Raw genomic sequence first — 26,281 nt, 5'->3', positions numbered from 1 at the left:
TAAAGGACAATCTCTAAATGCTGAGATTGTCCTTTTTATTTGTTCTGAGAAAGAACGATTTTTAACGAAAGTTCTTACCACGTGATGAATATAACTATAATAGTACACGATTTATTCAGCTACGTATGGAAGTGGGAGGGACGAGTGTGAAGAATAAAAATAAAAGTTCAACAGTTGGAAAACCGTTGTTATATATTGCGCAAGTGAGTTTAGAACTTGCTGCACCGAAAATAAAAAGGATTATCCTGACAAACTTTGAAAATGAAGATCAAAAAGAGCAAAGTAATAGACAAGAAAATATTGTAAGCAGTGCTGTGGAAGAGGTAATAGAGCAAGAACAACAAGAAGAGCAGCAAGTGGAAGAAAAAATAGAAGAAGAGGAAAAAGAAGAACAGACAGAGCAAGAACAGCCAGAACAGCCAGAACAGCCAGAACAGCCAGAACAGCAAGAGCCAGTAAGAACTGTCCCATATAATAAATCATTTAAGGATATGAATAATGATGAAAAAATTCATTTTTTATTAAACCGCCCTCATTACATTCCGAAAGTAAGGTGCAGAATAAAAACAGCTACAGTTTCTTATGTTGGATCGATCATATCGTATCGTAATGGCATTGTATCTATTATGCCGCAAAATAGTATGAGAGATATTAGGTTGTCTATAGATGATATCCAATCGATTAATATGGCCGGCTTTTAAATATGTAAAGGTGGTAGAATGCTTCTACCACCCCAATAGTTTTTTAGTTTACTTTACGATAGAAACGTCGCGTAAGCATTGAATCGCACAGAAACAGCTTAAATCAACAGTAAGGCAAGTAGTTGTCGATATTAATCTTGCATTTGGTACAGCTAAAAACGTACAAATTGGATCGTCACCAGGTGGTACTGGAGTACCGTCACCTAATACTACAGTTAATACACGTAGCACAGCACAGCTATCATCATCTACGCTTTCCACACGGAAAATTGGAGATCGGCAGCTAGTAAGGCTTGCTGATGGTGCAAATGCTTCAAAAGGTTCTCCAGTTTTTGTGTATAAAATAAAAGGGCGTGTATTTGCTACTGATGCAGTATTATGTGCACCTAAGAATGGGATTTCACAACCAGATCCACATGTTGTTGTAGAACAATCTTGTAATTCATTGATGAATTTTACAACGTCAACTACACAATGAGAAGAGCCATGGTGTTTATTTTCGTTACAACTCATTAATGTCACTCCTTATCTTCTTGTTTGTATTTACATTAATAAGATATTGGAGTCGAGGAGATTTGGTCACAATCTCAAGACCTTTTTTTTTAAATAGGCGAAAGAGGATAAGGGAAGGTGGAATTATGCTGTTTACAAGCTGGCTTTTATTTTTTATTTTTGCGTTAGCTGCTTTTAGGCTCACTCGTTTAATTGTATATGATAAAATAACAGCCTTTTTGCGAAGACCATTTATTGATGAATTAGAGATTACGGAGCCGGATGGAAGTGTATCAACGTTTACAAAAGTTAAAGGTAATGGATTAAGAAAGTGGATTGGCGAATTATTAAGCTGTTATTGGTGTACAGGTGTATGGGTTAGTGCTTTTTTATTAGTTTTATATAATTGGATTCCTATCGTTGCGGAGCCGTTACTTGCATTATTAGCCATTGCAGGAGCAGCAGCAATCATTGAAACAATTACAGGATATTTTATGGGAGAATAATATATTTTCATAATACGAGAAAAAGCGGAGTTTAAAAGAATGAGGGAACGGAAATAAAGAGTTGTTCATATAGTAAATAGACAGAATTGACAGTAGAGGAGATGTTTGCTGTGAGCAATAATCCAAGGCAAAATTCATATGACCTGCAGCAGTGGTATCATATACAGCAACAACACCAAGCACAACAACAGGCATATCAAGAACAATTACAACAACAAGGATTTGTGAAGAAAAAGGGATGCAATTGTGGGAAAAAGAAGAACGCAATAAAACAATATGAAGAATGAAACACTCATGCTACTGTGAGTGTTTTTTATTATATATAAAAAGCGGTATTTCTGTATTAGAAATACCGCTTTTTACTAACTAATTTGTGCAACTGTTAATGCTGCTGCGCGGATGTCTACAGTTCCAATTAACTGAACTGGCACAATTTGAATTAAGTCACCAGGATTTAAGTTAATAAGAATAACACCACTGGATACATCTACTTCACCAGTACCAATAACGTTAGAACGAACTGCTGTACCTGATCCAGGAATAATGTTAGCTGGCGTATTTAATGATAAGAAGAAACGACCAGCTTCTGGTGCAACAGGTGAGTTATCAAGACTAATTGTTAATGTATAACTGATTTGATAAATACCAGCTCGTAGAATTCGAATGCCATCTCCGACACTTACTGTATCGTTGATTACAGGAACAGTAATATTTGGATTTGGACTTACGCTAGGTAATAATAGTGGTGTAAATAGTGAAGCAAACTGAGGTGCAGAAGCATTGAAAGCAAAACCAAAGGCAGGTAGTGTACTAGCTGGCTTCGCCTCACAATCGATTTTAGTAAATTCGCAATCAGAAGAGAACATGTTTTTCACTCCTTTATCTGTTTCTACTTTCAGTTAATGAAAAGGACAGGTTCTATGTTCTAGACAAGTTCCCAATTTTAAGAAATTTACATAAGAATACTCTTTAAGCATGGATTGGGTGGCAGAATTATCTGCCACCCAATCCATGCTTAACTCATTATTTAGTTTTAAATAGAAACATCGCGTAAGCATTGAATAGCGCAGAAGCAACTTAAATCAACAGTAATGCAAGTGGAGGTTGATATTAGTCTTGCATTTGGTACAGCTAAAAACGTACAGATTGGGTCGTCACCAGGTGGTACAGCGGTACCATCACCTAAAACTACAGTTAATACACGCAATACAGCACAGTCATCATCATCTATACTTTCTACGCGGAAAATAGGAGATCGGCAACTAGTAAGGCTTGAAGATGGTGCGAATGCTTCAAAAGGTTCTCCAGTTTTTGTGTATAAAATAAAAGGACGTGTATTAGCTACTGATGCATTGTTATGTGCACCTAAAAATGGAACTTCGCAACCAGATCCACATGTTGTCGTTGCACATTCTTGTAGTTCATGTATAAAACGAACAACATTCGATACACAGTTGAAATCACACTCATGTTGATGATCTTCATTACAATTGCAGCTCATTATGTTCACTCCTTCTCGTGAGTTCTGACATACACTATTACAATATGAGTGGGATATGGTTGATATTACGTTAATTCTTATGATAAAAATAAGGAATTTATATAGGAGGGATGTACATAACGCATTATAAAAAAAGACATCCTTATTTAGTGGATGTCTTTTCAGGTAAATCTTTTCGCACAGTATATAAAAAACGAGATATATCTAATTTCTTTCCTCTGAAAAATTGCGGAGAAGAAATGTAAAGTTCTTCTTTCGCACGTGTAATGGCGACATAAAGTAATCGGCGTTCTTCTTCTAATGCTTCAGAAGTTTCCGTAACACGATCATTTGCATCTTTTAAAGAAGAAGTATGCGGCAGGATCCCATCACTCGCTCCAAGTAAAAAGACACATGGAAATTCAAGGCCTTTTGCGTTATGAATTGACATAAGTGAAACGGCATCTTTTTGCGGCATTGTTTTTAATGCTTCCATTTCTTTTTGACCTTGAATCGCTTCGTCAATAAATTGTAAATAAGCTGGAATATCGGTGAAACGAGTTGCAGACTCCATTAATTCTTCCAACATTTCTTCTTGTATGTCTTTATGCATCGTAAAGGAAGAACGATCGTTACTTTGTAAGTACTCTAAATATTTTCCTTTACCATGAATGATTTCTTTTAATGCTTTTTTCGGTTCTAATTCTTTAATAAATTTAATAAAATCAATACGCTCATTTACCTTTTTCACTTGAAAAGGTTTTAAGCTCGGATTTAATAATAAGAAATGAAGAAGAGAAGGAAAACGGCCTTCACCATATTTCCATTGTTCACGCTCAATAAATGAAATACAATCATCACGTCCGATATACATCGTCGGCAATATGTTTGAAAGTGATTCTAGTCGAAACGGCTCAATCACGAGTCTTAAATGATCTAATACAGGCTTAATTAAAGAATGTTCATAAAATGATTGGCTCGCCCCGTGTTTAATAAACGGGATTTTATGAATGGTAAGCTGATCAAGTAACGAACGGCTTACAGAATGTGTGCGATATAGTAAACAAAAATCTTTATAGTTTCGTTCACCGCTATCTACTTTTTCTTGAATGAGCTGTAAAATTTGATTTGCTTCATCAAGAGTCGTAGCAGGTCTTGCATAAAAAGGTTGTACACCTTCCTCACGAACGGAGTATAGCTCTTTATCAAAACGTTCTTGATTTAATTTTATAACTTCATTTCCAAGCCCGACGATAAAGGGATTAGATCGATAATTCGTATTTAGTGCAATGATTGTTGTGTTATCAAATTCTTTTGGAAAAGATAAAATAATTTGGTGACTTGCCCCTCGCCAGCCATAGATAGCTTGATCATCATCACCTGCGATGAACAAATTATTTCTTGGTGTGGCTAACAATTTTACAATTTCATATTGTGCATACGATGTATCTTGAAACTCATCTACTTCAATGTAGTGAAAACGTTGTTGTAATTGAGTTAGTAAAGGAGCATTATTTTCTAACATATAATATGTTTCCAATAAGATGTCATCGAAATCAATATAATTGTATCGTTGTTTTACTTCTTCAAAACGTTCATATACTTCTTTAAATTCTTGTTCCACTGGTGTTTTCGCTTTTACATCTTTCGGACGATTTAATTTGTTTTTTTCAAGTGAAATCATCGCGAGTATCGTTTCCGCATCATAATCGTCTTTTAAACGCAATTCTTTTAAGATTTTCTTTATCATAATTTGTTTATGTTTTTCATTTGCTAAAATTTGCTGATTATACCCTTGACTACGAAGCAATTTTAAGAAAACAGAGTGGAATGTACCAGCAACAACATAGCTACTTGCTGCATGATTCATACCTGGTAACTTCGCAACACGACTTCGGATTTCTTCAGCTGCTTTTTGTGTAAATGTAAGTAATAAAATATTTCGTGGATGGACTTGTTTTACATTTACTAAATAACCAACGCGAGTTGTTAAAACAGATGTTTTCCCGCTTCCAGCACCAGCTAGTGTGAGAACAGGACCTTCTGTTGTGCGCACGGCTTCTAATTGTTTTTCGTTTAAAAAAACATTTTGTTGTTCGAGAGCGCGGAAATAAGCCGCATCTACATCTTCTTCCATAATTAAATGGGTAGATGTTTTCGGAATATGATATGTCGCACGCGGAATATCAGCGTGTGTTAACGATTTTTGTGAAAATTTTTCTTGTGTCATATGTTCACCTTCAAAACTATAGCATCAACATTTAACTTTAGCGGAAGAAAAAGAAAATAGCAATGTAAAAAACAGGAGGGGTCACCTCCTGTTTTCAAATTACAATTCTTTTATCATTACGACGTGCGGGATATTTGCTTCCATAAATACATCAGAACTCGTTACATAGCCAAGTTTTTTATAGAAATCTTCAGCATGTGTTTGAGCATGAAGTTTCAATTTTGGTAGCGAATTTTCTTTTGCATACGCTTCAAGCGCATCCATAACAATTTTTCCGATACCTTTTTTCCGATGGGAACTTAGCACGCAAATGCGTTCCATTTTCCCTATACCATCAAGGGTGCGAAAACGTCCAGCACCAACTGGAACATCATTGTCATATATAACAACGTGTGTTGAAGTTTCTTCAAACTCATCGTACTCTTCTTCAGCAGAGACACGTTGTTCATTTACAAACACTTGTTTACGTACAGAGAATGCATCTCTTAGTTGTTCGTCCGTTTGTACAATCTGTGCGTGCAAATTAGTTGTTCCCCTTTCCAAGGTGGAATGTTTCGTGTACAGTCCATGTTCCATTTTCTAATTGATATAGAAGATGGAAACGATCAATTGGTTGTTCATAATAGAAATCTTTCATACGTAATCGACCCAATACATCAGCATGCTCTGCATCTGATAAGCCTTGTCCGATTGTTAAGTGAGGTACGAAAGCATATTCGCGTTCTTGTGTGAATAACCCGCCATGCATTTCTTCATTTAAGAAAGTAAGTTCAGGTGTTTTTTCTACTTTAAAATAAAGGACGTTATTAACAGGTGCGAATGAACCAACTTTCCCAACATGAAGGGTGAACGGATTCGTTTTACCTGCGATTGTATGTAGCTCGTTTACAATCGATTCTAATTGTTCATCTTGCGTCTCAAAGGGTGTTTTCAATGTAATATGTGGCGGAACTAATGCGTAGTGCGGGTCATAACGCTTACGCAATCCGTTCGCTTTATCTTGAATCATTTTAGATGGAAAAATTACAATGCCTAATTTCATGTTCCAATTCCTCCCTTTGTAAGTCTAGTTAGATTTTGAGATAAATAAATCTCTTTATCTATTATATCAAATTATTCTGAATACTGCTCTCTATTATTTCATTGATAGAATATGAGAGAAGGCTTTCGGTAAATCAGTTTGCCAATATTTCCAAGTATGATTACCTTCAAACTCCTCGTAATGCGTAATGAAATTTCTATCTGTGAGAAGTGTATTTAACTCACGGTTTGGTTCTACGAAATCAGATACTTGTCCATCAGTACGCTTTACAGCCGTTTCTTCTGTACCAATGACGTGATACAGTTCTAATGCTTGTGGATCTTTGAAGTCTTTTGCTAAGTTCATCACTGTCTCATCCACAAATGGTGATTGCATAACGACTTTACCGAATGTATGCGGATACATAAGTGCAGTCATAAAGGAAACTGTTCCGCCAAGAGAATCACCAATTAAAACACGACCTTTTCCCATTTGGTACGTTGGATAATTTTCATCAATATATGGTGCAAGTTCATGAGCAAGGAAACGAATATATGCAGCATTTTTCACTTCACTTGGGAAATATTTTTCTTTACGATCCTGTACATTTTTATATGGAATACCGACAATAATTGTACGGTCAATTTCTTCAGTTTCACGAAGGCGCTCAATTACACGGTGCGCTTTACCAAGCTGAAAATAATCTCTACCATCTTGTGCAATTACAACTGTATGTTTGTGCAGTGGTGTGTAATTTACTGGCAAATAAACGAGAAGCGTAACGTCTTCTTGAAGTGATGCGCTATAAAATGAAATTTCTTCAATTCTCCCTATTGTTTGACTCATGTAGATCCCCCTAAATAAAAATTTACTGTAACGATTGTAAGAGCGATGCTTGTAGTGAAAAAGGAAATAAATATTCACTAATTGGTGCCTTAATTTCTATTTTACCATAATGGTACGAAGAATCTAAAAAATTAGTATTTAAGTTACGAAAGAAAACGGATATAATGAAGTGGGATTTTTGACAGGTGAGAGGGGAGACAGGATTTGAAACAAGAAAAATCAATCGCACTACCATTGGCTATTTCTATAATTGCTATTTCCTTTGCAGCAGTTTTTGTAAAGATGTCCTCAGCACCATCTTCAATATTAAGTATGTACCGCTTATGGATTATCGTACTTATTATGCTGCCTATCGTATGGAAAAAAAGAGAGGAATTTAATAGGATTCAAATGAAAGATTGGGGCTTTTTAATTGGATCTGGTTTCTTTTTAGCACTTCATTTTCTTTTATGGTTTGAATCTTTAAAGCATACAACAGTTGCTAGTTCAACAATTATTTTGGCACTTCAACCGATCGTATCTTTAGTTGGGGGGTTTTTTCTGTTTAAAGAAAGAACAACATATTCAGCCATTGCAACGATGGGAATCGCTATTCTAGGCGTAATGTGCATTGGTTGGGGAGATTTAGGTTTAAGTAAGCAAGCAATTTATGGAGATATATTATCCTTTCTAAGTGTAATAGCAGTTGTCGGTTATTTATTTATCGGGCAAACGACAGTAAAGAAAGTATCACACTGGATTTATAGCTTTACAGTCTTTGCATTCGCAGGTCTTTTTATGGGGATTTATAATGTCATATTGCAAGTACCCTTTACAGGTTATACGAAGTGGGATTGGACCGTTTTTCTTTTACTTGCGGTTGTGCCGTCAGTGTCACATGTAATTAATAACTGGCTATTAAATTATGTAAATGCAACGACAATTTCAATGAGTATTTTAGGAGAACCTGTTGGAGCATCTATACTTGCGTTCTTCTTACTTGGAGAAAAATTAAATGCAATGCAAATTATCGGTAGCATGCTCGTATTGTTTGGTGTATCTGTTTTCTTACTGCAGCAACAAAAGCGAACAGCAAAAAATGTCGTAAACGAGCCGGTGTACACACAGGAATTATAGTGTTAGGGGAGAAAAGAGAAGTTGTGATACTTCTCTTTTTGTTTTATAGAAATATGGGCGTAGAAGGGGAAGGGAAATGGACTTTCCATCAAAAAAAGATACATGGTTATATCCAATTTTTTTTATTGTTTTGGGTGCTTGTTTTGCACCAATTTTTGTAGGGAGAGAATATTTTCTTTTGCTTTTTACAATTCCATTAGCAATGTTGTTTAGCTGGAGTTGTTTTTTGGCAAAATATATTGCCCGGGAAGAAATAATTACGATTAGATCGGGTCTCGTTACAAAACGTATTTTTATACGAGATATAAAACAAATTTCAAATACGAAAAATCCAATAGCAGCCCATGCATTATCATTTGACCGACTTGAAATTGTTTACGATACACATAAAACAGAAAGTATTTCTCCAAGAAATAAAGAACAATTTATTAATCTTGTAAAAAGTAAAAACTCAAATATTGAAATCAAGTAAAAGAGTGGCTACAAAGCCACTCTTTTACTTTGGATTTGTCATATAAGGTTGTACATGAATGACACATAGGTCACGGAATTTGCCTTCAGCAGTTGTGACAATTACGACTGCTCTACCTGCGCTTTTTCCAGTAATTGTCACGGTGTCGCCTTTTGGATATATGGTGATGATATCAGAATTCATATTTGACCAAATAAGCTCTTTATGCGTTGCTTGTATTGGCAAAATGGAAGCTGCTAACACAATGTTTTGTCCCGTTTTTATTTTTAATTTATGTTTTTCCATATGAACACCGATGACTGAAATAACAGAAGGAGCAATTGAAATTTTAGGCGGGTTAGGTTGCATGTTTAAACAAGACGCAGAAGTATTTGTGATAGGTGAAAATTTTCGTGTTTGTTGTTGCTGGAAAGCTGCTAACATGTTGGAGTCCCCTTTCTGTATAAGTGCTGATACTCATACTATAAAGGAGTAGTGTTATGTTAAATTTAACGAAACATAAAGAATTTGTTAAATTTGATAAGAAGATTGTCGAACTGTAAAAAATCTCTGCTGTTACGATAACAGCAGAGATTTTTTTATAAATTATGACGATGTTGTTTTTCGAAATCCTCAAATTGCTCTTCAACTTCTTTTGAAGGTTGTGTTAATAAACTAACAATTACGATGGCTAGTAAACTAATAGCGAAACCTGGAATCATTTCATATAAGAAATCTTTTAAGAATTTGAATTGAGTCCATATAATAACAGTAGCGGCACCAGAAATCATACCAGCAAGCGCGCCCCATTTCGTCATACGTTTCCAATATAAGCTTAATAAAATAGCAGGTCCAAATGAAGAACCAAAACCAGCCCAAGCGTACCCAACAAGAGCTAAAATCGTATCATTTTGTTTGAACGCTAAAGCGCACCCAACTAAGGCAATAACAAGCACAGCCATACGACCGACAAATACAAGTTCTTTATCAGATGCAGAACGTTTGAAGAATGTACGATATAAGTCTTCCGTTACGGCACTAGAAGTAACGAGTAACTGAGATGAGATTGTACTCATGATCGCTGCTAAAATAGCGGCTAATAAAAATCCAGTAATAAGTGGGTGGAATAAAATTTTTCCAAGTTCAAGGAAAATTGTTTCTGGGTTAGATAATGTTAACTCTTGTTGTGAATAGTAAGCAATACCAATAAGACCAGTAAACATAGCTCCAACAACAGAGAAAATCATCCAGCTCATACCAATTCTTCGTGCACTTTTAAGTTCTTTTACAGAAGAAATTGCCATAAAGCGTACGATAATATGAGGTTGTCCGACATAACCAAGGCCCCATGCGAATAGAGAAATCATTCCTAAAGTAGAGGCACCTTTAAAAATATCTAGACGTGTTGGATCTACAGATCGAATTGTATCAAATGCAGGTCCAAGTCCGTTCGAATTCATAATTGTTACGATAGGAACAAGAATAAGAGCGACCACCATAATGATTCCTTGTACGAAGTCTGTCCAACTTACTGCTAAGAAACCACCAAATAATGTGTAAGCGACAACAACGCCTGCAACAATGAATAATCCAACATGATAGTTCATGCCAAATGAATTTTCAAATAATACAGCGCCTGAAACTAATCCTGAAGCTACATAAAAAGTAAAGAAAATCATAATAACAAGTCCGGATACTAAGCGTAGCATATGAGATTTGTCGTGGAAACGGTGTTCCAAAAATTCTGGAATAGTAATAGAGTTGTTTGCAATTTCTGAGTAGGTACGTAAGCGAGGAGCGACATAAAGCCAGTTTGCATATGCGCCTAGTGTTAGGCCGATCGCAATCCAACTACTACTTAATCCAACGCTAAACATTGCACCGGGTAATCCCATTAAAAGCCAACCACTCATATCGGATGCTCCAGCACTTAATGCTGTTACTGCGGGGCCTAGTGTACGCCCGCCAAGCATATAATCTGTTAAGTTGGACGTTCGTTTGTAGGCGAAATAGCCGATTACTAACATCCCGAGCATGTAAATAGAGATAGAAGTTAAAGTTAACATCTGCGTACTCATGTAGTTCCCCTTTCTTTTGTCAGGTCTTTTGATGCGTTATGCATATTTATCCCGCATTAACGGGTAGCAAAACTCCCACCTTAAAATTGGCTGGGCAAGGAAGTTAGGTGGGAGATCAACTGTCCGTAAATGCCCGATTGGTTCAACTAATAATCAGTGGGGATGAACACCCCCCTACTGATTAAAGTTTCACTTTATAATCTATCATGATTATTCTGAAAAATCCATATAGAAATACGAATTTTCAGAAATGTAAGCGTTTTTTGATGTCATTTTACTTTTTTAATATATAATATTCATACAAAAAACCTTATTTTTAATAGAGTATTTATTATATTTACATAAAAAGAGGTTGTTTTGTCAATATAATATTGAAAGGAAAGAAAAATAAAATTTTTAAAAAAGTATTGACTTGTGAAAAAAGTCAGGTCTATAATGAGTGCAACTTAAAAAAATGCAAGCGTTGATGAAGAAGAGTACACATGATGAACATGTCAGAGAGCTGATGGTTGGTGCGAATCAGTATGGAATTGATGTGGAATGGGCTTCGGAGCTTCCAAACCGAAACGAAAGAAGTAGGCTTTGGCGACATGATCTCATCGATACAAGAGACACGTATTGTTTTTGATACGGTAAAGTGCGTTACATTTGTAACGAATTAAGGTGGCACCACGGGAGTACCCGTCCTTTCTATAGGATGAGTACTCCCTTTTTGTGTATAAAAAATTAAATAAATGAAATCGTCTAAGTAAGAAGAGTACGTATATTGGAGACGTTACAGAGAGCCGGGAATAGGTGGGAGCCCGGTACGGTGCCATATACGGAATGGGCTTACGAGAGGTATGCTGAACAATTATTTTTAGTAGGCAACCCGGGTTCCGCCGTTACAAGGATAAGGTATAAAATTTGTACCTGAACAAAGCGGGATGCTTTTGCATCCAACACGAGGTGGTACCGCGGTATATTTATCGTCCTCTACATATTTTCGATATGTAGGGGACTTTTTTATTTTTCAGAGTGAGGTGAAGGACATGATGACGAAAGAAGAATTTATAAAACAAAAAAGAGAGAGAAAGACATTTTTAGTAATTACTGAAGAAGAAGGAGATAGCATTACGCCAATTTCTTTATATAGACGTATGAAAGGAAAGAAGAAATTTTTATTAGAAAGTTCACAGCTTCATCAAGATAAAGGGCGTTATTCTTACTTAGGATGTAATCCTTATGGAGAAGTAAAAAGCGTTGGTACGGAAGTAGAACGAACGATTTTCGGCCGGGCAGAAAAGTTACAAGGTAACGTACTACAAGTGTTAGAAGAAATAATCGCACCATCACAAGTAGACAGCCCATTTCCATTTTGCGGAGGAGCAGTTGGTTATATTGGATATGATGTCATTCGGCAGTATGAAAACATTGGAGCGGATTTACACGACCCATTAAATATTCCGGAAGTACACCTCTTACTATATCGTGAGTTTATCGTTTACGATCATTTACGCCAAAGGTTGTCGTTTGTATATGTATGCAGGGAAGATGATTCAGCAGATTATGAGGAAGTATACGAAAGGCTACGAGTATACAAAGAGGAAGTGCTACAAGGAGAAGAAACTGAAGTAAATGCAATACAATCCACATTATCATTCACTTCTTCTATAACGGAAAAAGAGTTTTGTGGGATGGTAGAAATGGCGAAAGAACATATAAGAGCTGGAGACATATTCCAAGTCGTACTGTCACAGCGTTTACAAAGTGAATGTATTGGTGATCCATTCGCGTTATACCGAAAACTTCGAATTGCAAATCCATCACCATATATGTTCTATATCGATTTTCAAGATTATGTTGTACTCGGTTCTTCACCGGAAAGTTTGCTATCAGTAAGAGAGAATAAAGTGATGACGAATCCAATTGCTGGTACAAGGCCGAGGGGGAAAACGAAAAGGGAAGATGAGGAAATCGAAAAAGAACTGTTAGGCAATGAGAAAGAGCGAGCAGAGCATATGATGCTTGTAGATCTTGGGCGAAACGATATTGGTAGAGTGAGCGAAATCGGCTCGGTTACGATAGATAAATATATGAAAGTAGAAAAATACTCTCATGTTATGCACATTGTATCTGAAGTTTACGGAATATTGCGGAAACAAATGAGAGGATTTGATGCATTAGCGTATTGCCTACCAGCAGGAACAGTGTCGGGAGCTCCGAAAATTAGAGCGATGGAAATTATAAATGAGCTAGAGAATGAAAAAAGAAATGTATACGCCGGAGCAGTTGGATACGTTAGTTTTTCAGGAAATCTTGATATGGCGCTCGCCATTCGAACGATGGTCGTAAAGGATGAAAAAGCATACGTTCAAGCAGGAGCAGGAGTCGTTTACGATTCAGATCCAGTAGCTGAATATGAAGAAACATTAAATAAAGCGAGAGCGCTTTTGGAGGTTATGAAATGATTGTACTTATCGATAATTACGATTCGTTCACATATAACTTGTACCAACTGTTAGGCGAACATGAAGAAGAAATTGTAGTTGTAAGAAATGATGAAATAACGATAGAACAGTTAGAAGAGATGAATCCAAGAGGAATTGTACTTTCACCAGGACCAGGAAAACCAGAGGATGCTGGCATTTGTATCGACGTCATCCGCCATTTTTATAAGAACGTTCCCATATTAGGGATTTGTCTAGGCCACCAAGCGATCATAGCTGCATTTGGAGGAGACATTGTTAGAGCAGAACGTATTAAACACGGAAAAACATCGCGTGTGAAACATAACGGAACGTCAATCTTTTCATACGCTACACAGCCGCTAACGGCGATGCGCTATCATTCCCTTGTTGCAGAGCACACGAGCTTGCCAAAGTGTTTTGACATATTAGCGACAGCGATGGACGATGGAGAAATAATGGCAGTCCGTCACAATTATTATCCGCTCTTCGGATTACAGTTTCATCCGGAATCAATCGCAACAGAAGAAGGCGGAAAGTTAATACGTGCCTTTTTAACAGAAGTAAAAGAGGAGGAAAGAGTATGAATAGCTATCTTCGTAAATTAGTGGAGGGTCAACATTTAACAGAAGAGGAAATGTATAAAGCAGGACTACTTTTATTAAGTGAAAACATATTAGAAAGTGAAATTGCAGCTTTCTTAGTCTTACTGAAAGCGAAAGGTGAAACTGCAGAAGAAATATACGGTCTCGTTCGGGCTCTTCGCGAAAAGGCATTGCCGTTTTCGAACCATATACAAGGAGCAATGGACAATTGCGGAACGGGTGGTGACGGTGCTCAAACGTTTAATATTAGCACAACTTCAGCATTCGTACTGGCAGGAGCTGGCGTAAAGGTTGCAAAACATGGTAATCGTGCTGTTTCTAGTAAAACAGGAAGTGCGGACTTATTAGAAGAATTAGGTGTAAATATTAGCAGTACGCCAAGCGAAATTGATTATTTACTAGAGCATGTGGGCATTGCATTTTTATTTGCACCAGCGATGCATCCAGCACTAAGGCGCATTATGAAAATAAGAAAAGAGTTAAACGTGCCGACGATCTTTAATTTAATTGGCCCTTTAACAAATCCAGTGAATTTAGAAACACAATTTGTCGGTATTTATAAACGAGATATGTTATTACCAGTTGCGCAAGTATTACAAAAGTTAGGCCGGAAACAAGCACTTGTCGTAAATGGAAGTGGTTTTTTAGATGAAGCATCATTACAAGGGGAAAATCACGTAGTCCTTTTAAAAGATAATGAAATAGTGGAAATGATTATTGATCCAGAAAAGTATGGTTTTTCAAGAGTGAAAAATGAAGAAATTAGAGGGGGGAATTCAAAAGAAAATGCAAAGATTACAGTCGGCGTATTGAGCGGAGAAAAGAGTGTTTATCGCGATACAGTTTTATTAAATGCAGGTCTAGCTCTTTTCGCAAATGGAAAAACGGAAACGATTGAAGAAGGAATTAAACTCGCGGCACATAGCATTGACTCTGGAAAAGCATTAGCCAAATTAAACTTATTAATTGTAGCAAGCAACGAAAAATTAGAAAGGGTGAACTAAAGTGGGGACGATTTTAGATAAAATTGTAGAACAGAAGAAAAAGGAAGTTGCGGAGTTATATGAAATATATACACCAGTAAAAACAAAAAGAAAGACACATTCACTTGTAGAAGCGTTACAGCAGTTTACTGTCATTGCAGAAGTAAAGCGAGCATCACCATCAAAAGGAGATATCAATTTACACGTTGACGTACGAAAACAAGTGGGAACATATGAGAAATGTGGTGCAGGAGCAGTATCTGTTTTAACAGATGGTCAATTTTTTAAAGGATCGTTTCACGATTTACAAACAGCAAGAGAAGAAAGTAACATTCCGCTTTTATGTAAAGATTTCATAATCGATAAGATTCAAATCGATAGAGCGTATGAAGCGGGAGCAGATATTATTTTACTAATCGTAGCAGCGTTAACGAAAGAGAAGTTAAAAGAGCTGTATAGCTACGTGTTAGAAAAAGGATTAGAAGCGATTGTTGAAGTTCATGATGAACAGGAATTAGAAACTGCGATTGTATTAAATCCGCACGTTATTGGCATTAATAATCGTAATTTAAAAACGTTCGAAGTAGATTTAAGCCAAACTGAAAAGCTTGGAAAAAGATTGAATGAGGAGAAACTACTTTGGATTAGTGAAAGTGGCATTCATTCAAAAGAAGATATTATTCGTGTTAAAAGAGCTGGAGCCAAAGGTGTATTAGTTGGAGAGGCGCTTATGACATCATCTTCTATTAGTAGTTTTTTTGAAGATTGTAAGGTGAATATATGAAAGTGAAAATTTGCGGCATCACTGATGTGGAAACAGCGAAAAGTGCGTGCGAATATGGCGCAGATGCACTCGGATTTGTTTTTGCAGAAAGTAAGCGGGAAATCACTCCAAAGAGAGCGGAAGAAATCATTCAGGAGCTTCCAGCCAACGTGTTAAAAATCGGTGTTTTCGTAAATGAATCAGTAGAAGTGATCCAGAAAATTGCAGATGAGTGCGGGTTAACACATGTACAACTACATGGGGATGAAGACAATTATCAAATTAGAAGATTGAATATTCCGTCTATAAAGTCACTAGGAGTAACTTCAGAGAGTGATATGAAAAACGCCCAAGGGTATGAAGCGGATTATATATTATTTGATAGCCCGAAAGAAAAGTTTTATGGAGGAAATGGAAAGACATTTTCATGGGAGCTACTTAGAGATATGCCAAAAGAATTGCGAAAGAAAATGATATTAGCTGGTGGATTAAACGCTCTTAATATAGAAGAAGCAATTCGAACTGTTCGGCCTTATATGGTTGATGTGAGCAGCGGAGTAGAGACAGAAGGAAAGAAAGATGTAGAGAAAATAAAACAATTTATTATAAAAGCGAAGGAGTGTTCCAAATGAACTACGCATATCCAGATGAAAAAGGACATTACGGTATATACGGAGGACGATACGTTCCAGAAACGTTAATGCAATCTGTACTAGAACTAGAAGAAGCATATAAAGAAGCGATGCAAGATGAAGCATTTCAAAAGGAATTAAATCATTATTTAAAAACGTACGTCGGAAGAGAAACACCGCTATATTATGCTGAAAATATGACGAAGTATTGCGGTGGTGCAAAGATTTATTTAAAACGTGAAGATTTGAATCATACAGGAGCTCATAAAATTAACAATACAATCGGTCAGGCACTACTTGCAGTGCGAATGGGCAAGAAAAAAGTTGTCGCTGAAACAGGAGCTGGACAACACGGAGTTGCAACAGCTACTGTATGTGCTCTTCTCGGATTAGAATGCGTCATTTTTATGGGAGAAGAAGATGTAAGACGTCAAAAATTAAATGTGTTCCGAATGGAATTACTCGGAGCGAAAGTAGAAAGTGTAGCGGCAGGTAGCGGTACATTAAAAGATGCGGTAAACGAGGCGCTTCGTTACTGGGTTTCACATGTGCATGATACGCACTACATTATGGGATCTGTTCTCGGACCACATCCATTCCCGCAAATTGTCCGTGATTTCCAAAGTGTAATTGGAAATGAAACGAAAAAACAATATGAGGCGTTAGAAGGAAAGTTACCAGAAGCAGTCGTTGCTTGTATTGGCGGTGGTAGTAATGCGATGGGGATGTTTTATCCGTTCGTACACGATGAAGAAGTTGCTCTTTACGGCGTAGAAGCAGCTGGAAAAGGCGTTCATACAGAAAAGCATGCAGCAACTTTAACGAAAGGAAGCGTCGGTGTTTTACACGGATCAATGATGTATCTTCTGCAAAATGAAGAAGGGCAAATTCAAGAAGCACACTCTATTTCAGCAGGACTTGATTATCCAGGTGTTGGTCCAGAACATAGTTTGCTAAAAGATATTGGCCGCGTTTCTTATCAGTCGATAACAGACGAAGAAGCATTAGAAGCATTTCAATTATTAACGAAAAAAGAAGGCATTATCCCGGCGTTAGAAAGTTCACATGCTGTCGCATACGCATTAAAATTAGCGCCGCAAATGAAGACAGACGAAGGGCTTGTCATTTGTTTATCAGGCCGCGGGGATAAAGATGTAGAGAGTATAAAACGTTATATGGAAGAGGTGTAAAAAATGGGAGTAGAAAAAATTAAAGCAGCGTTTGAAAATGGTAAGAAAGCATTTATTCCGTACGTAATGGGCGGAGATGGTGGCTTTGAAAAATTAAAAGAAAGAATTCGTTTTTTAGATGAAGCAGGAGCGAGCATCGTTGAAATCGGCATTCCGTTTTCGGATCCAGTTGCAGACGGTCCAACGATTCAAAGAGCAGGGAAACGAGCGCTAGATAGCGGTGTAACAGTAAAAGGTATTTTTCAAGCATTAATAGAGGTAAGGAAAGAAGTGCAACTTCCGTTTGTACTCATGACATATTTAAATCCAGTACTTGCATTCGGAAAAGAACGATTTGTAGAGAACTGCTTAGAGGCCGGTGTGGATGGTATTATCGTTCCAGACTTACCGTATGAAGAACAAAATATTATTGCGCCGTTACTTCGAGAGGCAAACATTGCGCTCATTCCACTCGTTACCGTAACGAGTCCTATTGAAAGAATTGAAAAAATTACGAGTGAATCAGAAGGGTTCGTTTATGCTGTTACAGTAGCGGGCGTAACGGGAGTACGTCAAAACTTTAAAGAGGAGATTCATAGTTACTTAGAAAAAGTAAAATCACACGTCAACTTACCAGTAGTCGCTGGATTCGGCATTTCAACAAAAGAACATGTAGAAGAAATGGTTACAATATGCGACGGAGTTGTCGTTGGAAGTAAGATCATTGAGCTTTTAGAAACTGAAAAGCGAGAAGAAATATGTGAATTAATATATGCAACAAAACAAAAAGAAGAGGCGTAGTCTCTTCTTTTTGTTTTGCGTAATAAATGTTAAAATATACAGAAAATACATGTAATTTAGAGGGTGAGAAGACATGCTAAGACGGAAATTACTATATCTTCTTTTAACTGTACCACTATACGCTTGGCTCATTAGCATGACGAAAATAGAGTTGATGGCTCTATTTTTAGGATATGTATTTATCTTTTCCAACTTAAATCGCATTCAAGAACAGTCTATTTTAGAAATATGTCTATTTTCGATTAGTATAGAATTATTTAGTATCGTTTCGATTGTATTATTAAACGAATTATTTCTACGGATTCATTCATTTACATTAATGAAATTTTGGAATATTGCATTGCAAGCAATATGTACTTACATTGTGTTTGTTGTGTTGAAAAAAATAATCGGACAGCAGACAGTTTTTCAGGATAATAGAAAATGGGAGTGAATGAAAAGGGGCCGTTTGGCTCCTTTTTTAAATCTGTTTTAAAAACAATTGAAAATCACAACATCTGTTATATAATAGTTAAAAATTGTATTTTAAACGAAATGAGATGATAACATGGCCATATTGTTGGCACTTATCCCAATTATGATGATTTTCATTTGTTTATTTTTATTTAAACAAACGTCATTAAGGTCTGCGTTAATTTCTTATGCTGTATGTGTTGGAATCGTTTTACTCTCGCCAACGTTTCAATTAGGGATAAGTGAAACTGTTCACGCAACGATTAAAGGTTGGTTAATTTGTTTTATTGTTGGGTACGTTTTGTTTTTCGGTATTTTTTTATTTCACCTCATGAACAAAATGGGATACATCGATCAAGTAGCGCGTTTTTTAGAAGAAGTGACGCACGATCGTTTATTACAAATGCTCCTTATGTGTTTTGGTATTTGTCCGCTAATTGAATCAGTAAGTGGATTCGGAATTGGCTTCATGGTTGCAGCACCTATCTTTCTATCATTAGGTTATAAACCGTTTCAAGCTGTACTACTTTCATTTATTGGTTTACTAGCTAGTTCATGGGGCGCAATGGCAACTGGTACGATTATCGGTTCGCAGCTAATAAATATGCCTCTTACAACACTTGGTACAAATACAGCGCTATTAAGTATTCCGATGTTTGCTTACTTTGTTATTCTTTCTTTATACGTTGTTGGCGGCTGGCAAGCAGTTATAGAAAAGTGGAAAGAAGGAGTAGGATTCTTTCTATTATTTTCTCTCGGAATCTATCTTTCTAATGCGTACGTAAGTGTTGAACTAGCCGGGATATTAAGTTCTATCGTTACGATTACATTTGGTTTTCTTATCATTAAATTAAAAGGAAAAAGTGAACAAAATCTAATAACAGAGCATGCGGCTGCAACGGAGAGAGAAGTATCCATTATAAAAATTATTAGCCCTTATATATTTCTAACAGTTTGTATTTTACTTTCTCGCCTCGTTCCAGCATTACATGATTTGTTCAGATCATATGCGGTTCTTGATTTGAAATCATACTCTTACAAACTAGAGTTACTATATTCACCAGGATTTTGGCTCGGTATGACTTGCTTATTTACTATTATTTTCTTCCGCATCCCGTCTAATATTATTAAACAATCACTCTCGCAAACGATCAAACAATGGATTCCTTTTGCGATTACGACGACAATGTTTATCGCCATTTCAGAACTAATGGGTGCATCAGGCATGCATTCATTACTCGCAAAGACAGCTGGTGATACATTTGGAACATTTTTCGTTTTCGTTGCTCCGTTTATTGGCGCTATTGGTGGATTTTTAACAGGTAGTAACGCAGGATCAAATGCAATGTTTATAAAACTACAAATGCAAACCGCACAAAACGTAGCACTCCCGTGGCAATACGTCACAACACTGCAAAACACCGCATCATCAGTAGCGACAATCGCTTGCCCGTCACGGATTACACTAGGTGCTTACTTATGTAATATCCCTTACCGTGAAAATGAACTGTTAAAGAAGACAACGTTAATGATCTTTGGTGCGGTTTTGCTTGTAATGGTAGAAGTTATCGTTTGGTATATGTTGAGAAATTAAAAATCCTCCTAACATAGGAGGATTTTTTTTATGAGTGGATAATGATTTAAATATGAATAGCTTCTACTAAATGAATAGGAGATGAAATGTATGCCCCTAAAAAACTACGGTGTGTTAAAAGGTACAGTTATACAATCAAAGATTGGAAAAGGGAAAACACCTCATTATCAAGTTCATTTACAGGGCGAGACTGGAGTAGATTATCGTATTGCTATTAACGTAAAGTCGCAAAGTTATCCGTCAGAAGTTTTATATTTTGCGAGTAACAATATTAGGTCAGAGGCGATTCATATTTTACCGACATTACCATTTGGTTTTACGGAAGTAAAAAACAATGAACCGAAAGTAGCTTTAGATTATGTAAGAGGAAATCTATTTGACTCAAAACAAATGATTCCTTTGCCTCCCGAAAAAGCAGGAGCAGATAATGATTTAAACGAAAAAATAGAACGTTATATAAAGCGAGCGATGGAAGAAAAAGCAATTATTTATGCGTTTGGCGAAAGATGGGGACCAGAAGAAAACACACCAGATTCCTATTTTCATTTCAAACCAGGAAACGGTATACATGATATTCACATGAATCAAGGGAATGTAGAAAAATGGCAAGGTGATGATGGCATATGGCAAGATGGAGGAATACTTATTCACTTTGAAAAGGAAGAAGAATGGATCGGTATCTTTCTTGCCTTCCAATCACAGTCATGGTGTACCGATGAAGAGGGGCATGCTCGTGTGCCTGTTGAGCATTGTGATTATAAGGGGAATAATTAATAAGAAGAGGGCGTTCAAAAAGAACGCCCTCTTCTTATTTTATAAAACGAAAAACTAACGAGTGTAGAAAGACAAGAGAACAGCAGTGCCACACTAGAAAACGCAATGAGATACATATTATATTTCATAACCTGTCCAATTAGCTGATTACTGTCGTATTGAAACAGTCCTGCTATTATGTTGAATAAAAATAACACGATAAACATGACGACAACACCGTCTATTGATCCTTTAATGTCTGGTTTACTTAAAGCGATATGTGCGGAAATGCAAATGGCGATAAATAAAAATAACCAAAAGGAAGGATTCAATAAATTGCCGATTGTAAATAAGCTTTTCAATAATACAAACGTCGACAAGAGCATGTTTTGAATCATTTCTACATTAATAGAAGTAGAAGCAATCGTTTTTTCGAGAGTTGTATTAAATAAAAAATATGATTCTGGTACGAAATAGCGCATTAAAAGGATTAATGCAGTAATACCAGAAATAATAGGCCCAATGCCGATAAAGAAATTCCCAATTCGTTGATACACACTTTTTTGATTGTATTGATGTTGTATATAACCTAAAGCCCCTTGACTTGTATCTGTTGGGAAGAACTGAGTCGCCACAATTTTATGACGGAACAGTACGCACATAATGGCATGTCCAAGTTCGTGAATCGGAACACCGATCCAAGCCGTTAATAGGAATCCTTTTCTTCCAAAAGCTCTCGACCAATACATGCGTGTGAGAGATTCTAAATAGCCTAATAGAAATCCAATTACAATGATAACGCCAATTAAAGATAATAATTGGATTACGCTTGTAAGGAGTATTTGAAAAATTGAGTTTACCAATTCCATTTTCTTTCATCCAATCTGTTAAAAATATTATTTATTCTGTTTCATAATAGCATTTTTTTTCAAGATTGCTAGCACATATATTTTCTTTCGGAAGAAGGATTTCAGAATCTTTTTCTTGTAGTCATGTTTTATGTACAAATTCATATATTGAACTTGTAACACCCTATAAGGTATATGCTTAAGGAGGGATAAGAGAATGAAATGTCCGTCATGTCATACAAAAAATGCAGTAGAGGCAAAGTTTTGCGGGAATTGTGGACATTCGTTAACGGAAGAAGTAGTGGCAAGTAGTGGCCAAGAAGAAGGGCCGGAACAAGCAAAGGAAGCTCGGCCAAATGAAACGGTAGAGCAAGCGAAGCGGTTTGCGAGCGGCTATTTTCAATTTTTTAAACATGCATTACAAGCACCGACAGCGATTATGAAAAGCGGCGCTATTGAAGTGCGAAATGGAATTGTAAGTCTTGTTCTTATTTGTTTTTTAGGAGCATGTATTTTTTATAGAATGATGAGTGCAGCATCAGCAGTTACGAGAACATTTGCACCAGATATATCTACTCCCACGTTTTTTGGAGAATCTATAACGGTCTTTTTCTTTTTATTAATTTTAACTTTATTTGTCGGATTTATTATTTTTGTAAGTGGTAAGATGATGAAATCATCTTTTTCGTTTCTTGAAGTATTTGGTATATGGGGAACGATAGCAACGCCGGCTATTGTCATATTAGTTCTTTCTTTTCTTTTTAGTTTTTTATTAATCTTTTTCTTACCGATATTATTATCGGTAGTTGCAACTTATATAGGGATTAGTATAACTGTAGCCGTATTAAAACTAGACAATGGCGGATTAGATCTCGTTTACACACTTATTATTGCAAATGTTTTAATTGGAATTGCAACGTTCATTGTACTTTGGTCTTACATTAGCACGATAATTCAAGCCTTAACACAGGGAATAACTGGCTTCTAATGAAAAGGTGGTTGACTGAATGAATGTATGTACAAAGTGCGGAGTTCAGTTTGAAGATGGTGTGCAATTTTGTCAAAACTGCGGGATGAAGAGGGGAAGTCCTGTAGTAAAGAAGAACATGAGCAGTGGTACAAAAGTTGGCATTACACTGTTAGCACTATTTGTTATAGCGATTATTGGATTGTATTTGTACGGATCATCGTATTATACGCAGGTGGCACAAGTAGACCGGATGATTACGATTTTACAAGAGCGGGACGGAGAGAAATTAGCTGAGATCGTTACGGCAGATGATCCATCGGTTATGATAACGAGAGAGAATTTAACGCCTCTATTTTCATATATAAAAGAAAATCCAGCTTACGTAAATGAATTAAAAGAATATTTGAGACAAGGTGAAAAACAACGGGACGGAATAGAAAGAGCTGATTTTTCATTAACGAAAGACGGAAAGTATTTCTTTATATTTGATCGGTATAAATTGAAAGCGAAGACATACTATACAACTTTGCTTACAAATGAAAAAGGCGTAGCGTTAAAAATGAACGGAAAAGAAATTGATAAGACAGATGACAAAAAGTTTGAGAAGCAATATGGGCCATTTCTTCCGGGAAATCAAGTGTTTCAATCAGAATATAAAAATGACTATGTAAAACTATCTCGTGAGGAAAAGGTTGTACTTATGAAACAAAGCCAAAATAACGTAACGATAGATTTAACGTTGCAAGGTCAATATATTACAGTTCAAACGAACGCGCCTGGTGCAACATTGTACGTAAATCAAAAACCGGTTACAGCGCTCGCAGGAGAAGCAATTACATGGGGGCCTGTAGCGACTGATGGAAGCGCGAAAATTTATTTAGAACGAAATGGAGAAAATGGACGGGAAACGACAAAATTAGAGACGGTAACGGCACTTTCGTCTTATAATCTTCCATTCCAAACGAAAAGTGCAGAAAAAACAGTTGTTTATAATGTTACTCCAACGCCCGCGACTGGGTATGTATATAATGGTTTCATCTTTCCTGATAGTGATATTCGAAAATTAACGAGCACAGATTTAACCTATTTATCGAAAGAACAGTTGAAAATTGCTAGAAATGAAATATATGCAAGGCATGGACATATTTTTCAAACGAAAGATATGCAAGCGTATTTTGCAAAACAGTCTTGGTATAGAGAAAATCCTTACTTTACAGGAACGTTAACAGATATTGAAACTTATAATATTGAACTGATTAAATCAAGAGAATAGAACACATGAAAAAAGGTACGGTGCATAACTGTACCTTTTTTATGGTTTTTTTTTATCTGAACCAGGATCCCTTGAGAAAAAGATATGAAAGAGGAATGTGACTTTACTTGCTCCTCCTGATGTACTTGCTTGCACGTCAGATAATGCGTTAGATGTTAAAACACCTTCAGAATGAGGGGGTACGACTATTTTGAGAGTATCATCTGATTCTGATGATGCAGTAACTGTTATTGTATCATCAGATAAGTTTAAAATTTTTACAGTACCGATTGGTAAGATGGACTTGCCAGCGTGTGATGCTGAAGCAAAGCGAGAGCCTTTCCAAATCGTTTGTGGAAAAGTTTCATCATTAGATAACCAAGCACGAGCACTATAAATGGTTGCGTTAATAGAAAATTCTTGATCAAGCGACAAGGCGGGTTTTGGTTCTTTCGGTTCCTCTGGAAACTGAGCGAGAAGACCAGCGCACATGTATATTTCACCTACTTTCAATTGGTTACTGTTATAGCATATTAAACATGTTGTTTATAAGACACGACAGTTACCTATTCATACATAAGTTTGTGCACCAAATTTGAAGATGAAATTCTCTTTCTTTACAATGGAAGTAGGTGTTATTTCTATAAAATATGGAAAACGTAAAGAGTATGTAAAAAAGAAGGAGTGGTAAAGTGAACTATGTCATTATTGGCGGAGATGCAGCTGGTATGAGTGCAGCTATGCAAATTGTTAGAAACGATGAAAGTGCAAATGTTGTAACTTTAGAAAAAGGTGAAATTTATTCATACGCTCAGTGTGGATTACCGTATTTCATTAGTGGTGCTATCGCTTCAACTGAAAAGTTAATCGCGCGCAACGTAAAGACGTTTCGTGAGAAATATGGAATTGATGCGAAAGTGCGTCATGAAGTAACGAAAGTAGATACGGAAAAGAAAATGGTGTACGCAGAGCATACGAAGACGAAGGATGTCTTTGAATTTCCATATGATCGATTATTAATTGCGACTGGAGTGCGTCCTGTTATGCCAGAATGGGAAGGACGGGAATTACAAGGCATTCATCTTTTAAAAACAATTCCTGATGCTGAGCGCATATTAAAAACGTTAGAAACGAATAAAGTTGAAGATGTAACGATTATTGGCGGTGGTGCAATCGGACTAGAGATGGCAGAAACATTCGTCGAACTTGGTAAGAAAGTAAGAATGATTGAGCGAAATGATCATATCGGTACGATTTATGATGCAGATATGGCTGAATATATACATAAAGAAGCAGATAAACACAATATTGAAATTTTAACGAATGAAAATGTAAAAGCATTTAAAGGAAATGAACGAGTAGAAGCAATCGAAACGGATAAAGGTACGTATAAAGCAGATCTTGTTTTAGTGTCGGTTGGAGTGAAGCCAAATACTGATTTTCTTGAAGGGACAAATATACGTAAGAATCATAAAGGAGCAATCGAAGTAAATGCATATATGCAAACGAATGTGCAAGACGTATATGCAGCCGGTGATTGCGCAACACATTACCACGTTATAAAGGAAATTCATGATCATATCCCGCTCGGAACGACAGCCAATAAGCAAGGGCGACTTGCTGGACTGAATATGCTGGATAAACGAAGAGCTTTTAAAGGTACGTTAGGCACAGGCATTATTAAATTTATGGATTTGACGCTCGCAAGAACAGGGTTAAATGAAAAAGAAGCAAAAGGGCTACACATTCCGTATAAAACGGTCAAAGTAGATTCTACAAATATGGCGGGCTATTATCCAAATGCAAAACCACTTTACTTGAAATTACTATATCGCTCCGATACGAAACAATTATTGGGCGGGCAAGTAATTGGAGAAGAAGGCGTAGATAAACGTATTGATGTGATCGCGATGGCACTTTTCAATAAAATGAGCATTCATGATTTAGAAGATGTCGATTTAAGTTATGCACCACCATATAACAGCGTTTGGGATCCAATTCAGCAAGCGGCAAGGAGAGCAGAATAGCACTTTTTAAAGTGCTATTTTTTTGTTAAAGGGGAATTATCATTTTTGTCGAATGAAGAGGAT

The 26,281-nt window shown here is 36.5% G+C and carries 29 protein-coding genes and 2 other annotated features; of the genes, 18 read left to right on the top strand and 11 right to left on the bottom strand.

The features are described 5' to 3' along the window. Nucleotides 1-125: 125 nt before the first annotated feature. Nucleotides 126-701: a spore coat CotO family protein gene (locus CQ064_RS03310; protein ID WP_003269836.1), complete on the top strand. Its 576-nt coding sequence runs from the start codon at nt 126-128 to the stop codon at nt 699-701. A 48-nt stretch (nt 702-749) separates the two neighbouring features. On the opposite strand, the gene exsY is transcribed toward CQ064_RS03310, so the two are convergent. Next, a complete protein-coding gene (gene exsY / locus CQ064_RS03305) occupies nt 750-1,214 on the bottom strand; it encodes an exosporium assembly protein ExsY (protein ID WP_001277739.1) in 465 nt (154 codons plus the stop codon). Between the two features lie 125 nt (nt 1,215-1,339). On the opposite strand from exsY, the gene CQ064_RS03300 reads away from it, so the two are divergent. Then, nucleotides 1,340-1,699, top strand: a complete 360-nt coding sequence (locus tag CQ064_RS03300) for a DUF1360 domain-containing protein (RefSeq protein ID WP_000899664.1) — start codon at nt 1,340-1,342, stop codon at nt 1,697-1,699. Between the two features lie 101 nt (nt 1,700-1,800). Continuing rightward, on the top strand, nt 1,801-1,986 hold the full coding sequence (locus CQ064_RS03295) for a hypothetical protein (RefSeq protein WP_023521433.1): 186 nt from the start codon (nt 1,801-1,803) through the stop codon (nt 1,984-1,986). Between the two features lie 75 nt (nt 1,987-2,061). On the opposite strand, the gene exsF is transcribed toward CQ064_RS03295, so the two are convergent. From exsF to CQ064_RS03265, 6 genes are all read right to left on the bottom strand, one after another. Continuing rightward, a complete protein-coding gene (exsF, locus tag CQ064_RS03290; protein WP_000492939.1) occupies nt 2,062-2,565 on the bottom strand; it encodes an exosporium protein ExsF in 504 nt (167 codons plus the stop codon). Between the two features lie 167 nt (nt 2,566-2,732). Next, nucleotides 2,733-3,200: a spore coat protein CotY gene (gene cotY, locus CQ064_RS03285; RefSeq protein ID WP_001277719.1), complete on the bottom strand. Its 468-nt coding sequence runs from the start codon at nt 3,198-3,200 to the stop codon at nt 2,733-2,735. Between the two features lie 142 nt (nt 3,201-3,342). Next, nucleotides 3,343-5,409: an ATP-dependent helicase gene (locus CQ064_RS03280; RefSeq protein WP_000191194.1), complete on the bottom strand. Its 2,067-nt coding sequence runs from the start codon at nt 5,407-5,409 to the stop codon at nt 3,343-3,345. Between the two features lie 99 nt (nt 5,410-5,508). Next, nucleotides 5,509-5,931, bottom strand: a complete 423-nt coding sequence (locus CQ064_RS03275; protein ID WP_000543308.1) for a GNAT family N-acetyltransferase — start codon at nt 5,929-5,931, stop codon at nt 5,509-5,511. A 1-nt stretch (nt 5,932) separates the two neighbouring features. Continuing rightward, entirely contained in the window at nt 5,933-6,451 is a 519-nt protein-coding gene (locus CQ064_RS03270; RefSeq protein ID WP_000765871.1) for a YjcG family protein, read from the bottom strand. Nucleotides 6,452-6,544: 93 nt separating this feature from the next. Next, nucleotides 6,545-7,276 (bottom strand): alpha/beta hydrolase, encoded by a 732-nt coding sequence (locus CQ064_RS03265; RefSeq protein WP_000084015.1) that lies wholly within the window; start codon nt 7,274-7,276, stop codon nt 6,545-6,547. Between the two features lie 204 nt (nt 7,277-7,480). On the opposite strand from CQ064_RS03265, the gene CQ064_RS03260 reads away from it, so the two are divergent. Then, nucleotides 7,481-8,392, top strand: a complete 912-nt coding sequence (locus CQ064_RS03260) for a DMT family transporter (protein ID WP_000806936.1) — start codon at nt 7,481-7,483, stop codon at nt 8,390-8,392. Nucleotides 8,393-8,468: 76 nt separating this feature from the next. Continuing rightward, nucleotides 8,469-8,864 (top strand): PH domain-containing protein, encoded by a 396-nt coding sequence (locus CQ064_RS03255; protein WP_000347283.1) that lies wholly within the window; start codon nt 8,469-8,471, stop codon nt 8,862-8,864. 24 nt (nt 8,865-8,888) lie between these two features. Here the strand turns inward: CQ064_RS03255 and CQ064_RS03250 are convergent, their stop codons facing one another. Beyond that, nucleotides 8,889-9,287, bottom strand: coding sequence for an Ig-like domain-containing protein (locus tag CQ064_RS03250; RefSeq protein ID WP_000878729.1), 399 nt, complete (start codon nt 9,285-9,287; stop codon nt 8,889-8,891). Between the two features lie 155 nt (nt 9,288-9,442). Further along, on the bottom strand, nt 9,443-10,921 hold the full coding sequence (gene putP, locus CQ064_RS03245) for a sodium/proline symporter PutP (RefSeq protein WP_000107210.1): 1,479 nt from the start codon (nt 10,919-10,921) through the stop codon (nt 9,443-9,445). 454 nt (nt 10,922-11,375) lie between these two features. Next, nucleotides 11,376-11,613, top strand: a binding site (T-box leader). Between the two features lie 42 nt (nt 11,614-11,655). Next, nucleotides 11,656-11,900 (top strand) — a binding site (T-box leader). Between the two features lie 52 nt (nt 11,901-11,952). On the opposite strand from putP, the gene trpE reads away from it, so the two are divergent. The 10 genes from trpE to CQ064_RS03190 all read left to right on the top strand — a co-directional run bounded on the left by trpE (nt 11,953) and on the right by CQ064_RS03190 (nt 21,142). Further along, a complete protein-coding gene (gene trpE, locus CQ064_RS03235; protein ID WP_003269846.1) occupies nt 11,953-13,371 on the top strand; it encodes an anthranilate synthase component I in 1,419 nt (472 codons plus the stop codon). Continuing rightward, complete coding sequence (locus CQ064_RS03230; RefSeq protein ID WP_000636319.1) at nt 13,368-13,955, top strand: aminodeoxychorismate/anthranilate synthase component II; 588 nt, start codon at nt 13,368-13,370, stop codon at nt 13,953-13,955. The genes trpE and CQ064_RS03230 overlap by 4 nt, the downstream gene beginning before the upstream one ends. Beyond that, nucleotides 13,952-14,977, top strand: coding sequence for an anthranilate phosphoribosyltransferase (gene trpD / locus CQ064_RS03225; RefSeq protein WP_001089856.1), 1,026 nt, complete (start codon nt 13,952-13,954; stop codon nt 14,975-14,977). Before CQ064_RS03230 ends, trpD begins: the two co-directional genes overlap by 4 nt. Before the next feature lies 1 nt (nt 14,978). After that, complete coding sequence (gene trpC, locus CQ064_RS03220) at nt 14,979-15,740, top strand: indole-3-glycerol phosphate synthase TrpC (RefSeq protein ID WP_000536699.1); 762 nt, start codon at nt 14,979-14,981, stop codon at nt 15,738-15,740. Continuing rightward, nucleotides 15,737-16,351 (top strand): phosphoribosylanthranilate isomerase, encoded by a 615-nt coding sequence (locus CQ064_RS03215; RefSeq protein WP_000865142.1) that lies wholly within the window; start codon nt 15,737-15,739, stop codon nt 16,349-16,351. The genes trpC and CQ064_RS03215 overlap by 4 nt, the downstream gene beginning before the upstream one ends. Continuing rightward, on the top strand, nt 16,348-17,541 hold the full coding sequence (gene trpB, locus CQ064_RS03210; protein WP_001105036.1) for a tryptophan synthase subunit beta: 1,194 nt from the start codon (nt 16,348-16,350) through the stop codon (nt 17,539-17,541). Before CQ064_RS03215 ends, trpB begins: the two co-directional genes overlap by 4 nt. A 3-nt stretch (nt 17,542-17,544) precedes the next feature. After that, nucleotides 17,545-18,321, top strand: a complete 777-nt coding sequence (gene trpA, locus CQ064_RS03205) for a tryptophan synthase subunit alpha (protein ID WP_000537817.1) — start codon at nt 17,545-17,547, stop codon at nt 18,319-18,321. A gap of 73 nt (nt 18,322-18,394) precedes the next feature. After that, nucleotides 18,395-18,754, top strand: a complete 360-nt coding sequence (locus CQ064_RS03200; RefSeq protein ID WP_000946150.1) for a DUF4029 domain-containing protein — start codon at nt 18,395-18,397, stop codon at nt 18,752-18,754. A 114-nt stretch (nt 18,755-18,868) separates the two neighbouring features. Further along, complete coding sequence (locus CQ064_RS03195) at nt 18,869-20,368, top strand: L-lactate permease (RefSeq protein WP_000996212.1); 1,500 nt, start codon at nt 18,869-18,871, stop codon at nt 20,366-20,368. 90 nt (nt 20,369-20,458) lie between these two features. Beyond that, nucleotides 20,459-21,142 carry a DUF2278 family protein gene (locus CQ064_RS03190; RefSeq protein ID WP_001128611.1) on the top strand — a complete coding sequence of 228 codons (684 nt, stop codon included), beginning with the start codon at nt 20,459-20,461 and terminating at the stop codon, nt 21,140-21,142. A gap of 14 nt (nt 21,143-21,156) precedes the next feature. Here the strand turns inward: CQ064_RS03190 and CQ064_RS03185 are convergent, their stop codons facing one another. Continuing rightward, a complete protein-coding gene (locus CQ064_RS03185) occupies nt 21,157-21,990 on the bottom strand; it encodes a hypothetical protein (protein WP_000424522.1) in 834 nt (277 codons plus the stop codon). A 196-nt stretch (nt 21,991-22,186) separates the two neighbouring features. On the opposite strand from CQ064_RS03185, the gene CQ064_RS03180 reads away from it, so the two are divergent. Both CQ064_RS03180 and CQ064_RS03175 read left to right on the top strand, forming a co-directional pair. Then, nucleotides 22,187-22,957, top strand: coding sequence for a zinc ribbon domain-containing protein (locus CQ064_RS03180; RefSeq protein ID WP_000650105.1), 771 nt, complete (start codon nt 22,187-22,189; stop codon nt 22,955-22,957). A gap of 19 nt (nt 22,958-22,976) precedes the next feature. Next, nucleotides 22,977-24,212, top strand: a complete 1,236-nt coding sequence (locus tag CQ064_RS03175) for a TcaA 3rd/4th domain-containing protein (RefSeq protein ID WP_001099935.1) — start codon at nt 22,977-22,979, stop codon at nt 24,210-24,212. A gap of 39 nt (nt 24,213-24,251) precedes the next feature. Here the strand turns inward: CQ064_RS03175 and CQ064_RS03170 are convergent, their stop codons facing one another. Further along, the gene (locus CQ064_RS03170; RefSeq protein ID WP_000332399.1) at nt 24,252-24,683 is read right to left on the bottom strand and encodes a hypothetical protein; all 432 of its coding nucleotides are present in this window, start codon (nt 24,681-24,683) and stop codon (nt 24,252-24,254) included. A 200-nt stretch (nt 24,684-24,883) separates the two neighbouring features. On the opposite strand from CQ064_RS03170, the gene CQ064_RS03160 reads away from it, so the two are divergent. Continuing rightward, the gene (locus CQ064_RS03160; protein ID WP_001110244.1) at nt 24,884-26,218 is read left to right on the top strand and encodes a CoA-disulfide reductase; all 1,335 of its coding nucleotides are present in this window, start codon (nt 24,884-24,886) and stop codon (nt 26,216-26,218) included. Nucleotides 26,219-26,281: the final 63 nt, after the last annotated feature.

This window comes from Bacillus sp. MYb78, assembly GCF_002975115.1.
GTDB lineage: Bacteria > Bacillota > Bacilli > Bacillales > Bacillaceae_G > Bacillus_A > Bacillus_A cereus.
Note: the sequence above shows the minus strand (reverse complement) of the source record. Positions and strands in the feature narration are given on the sequence as shown.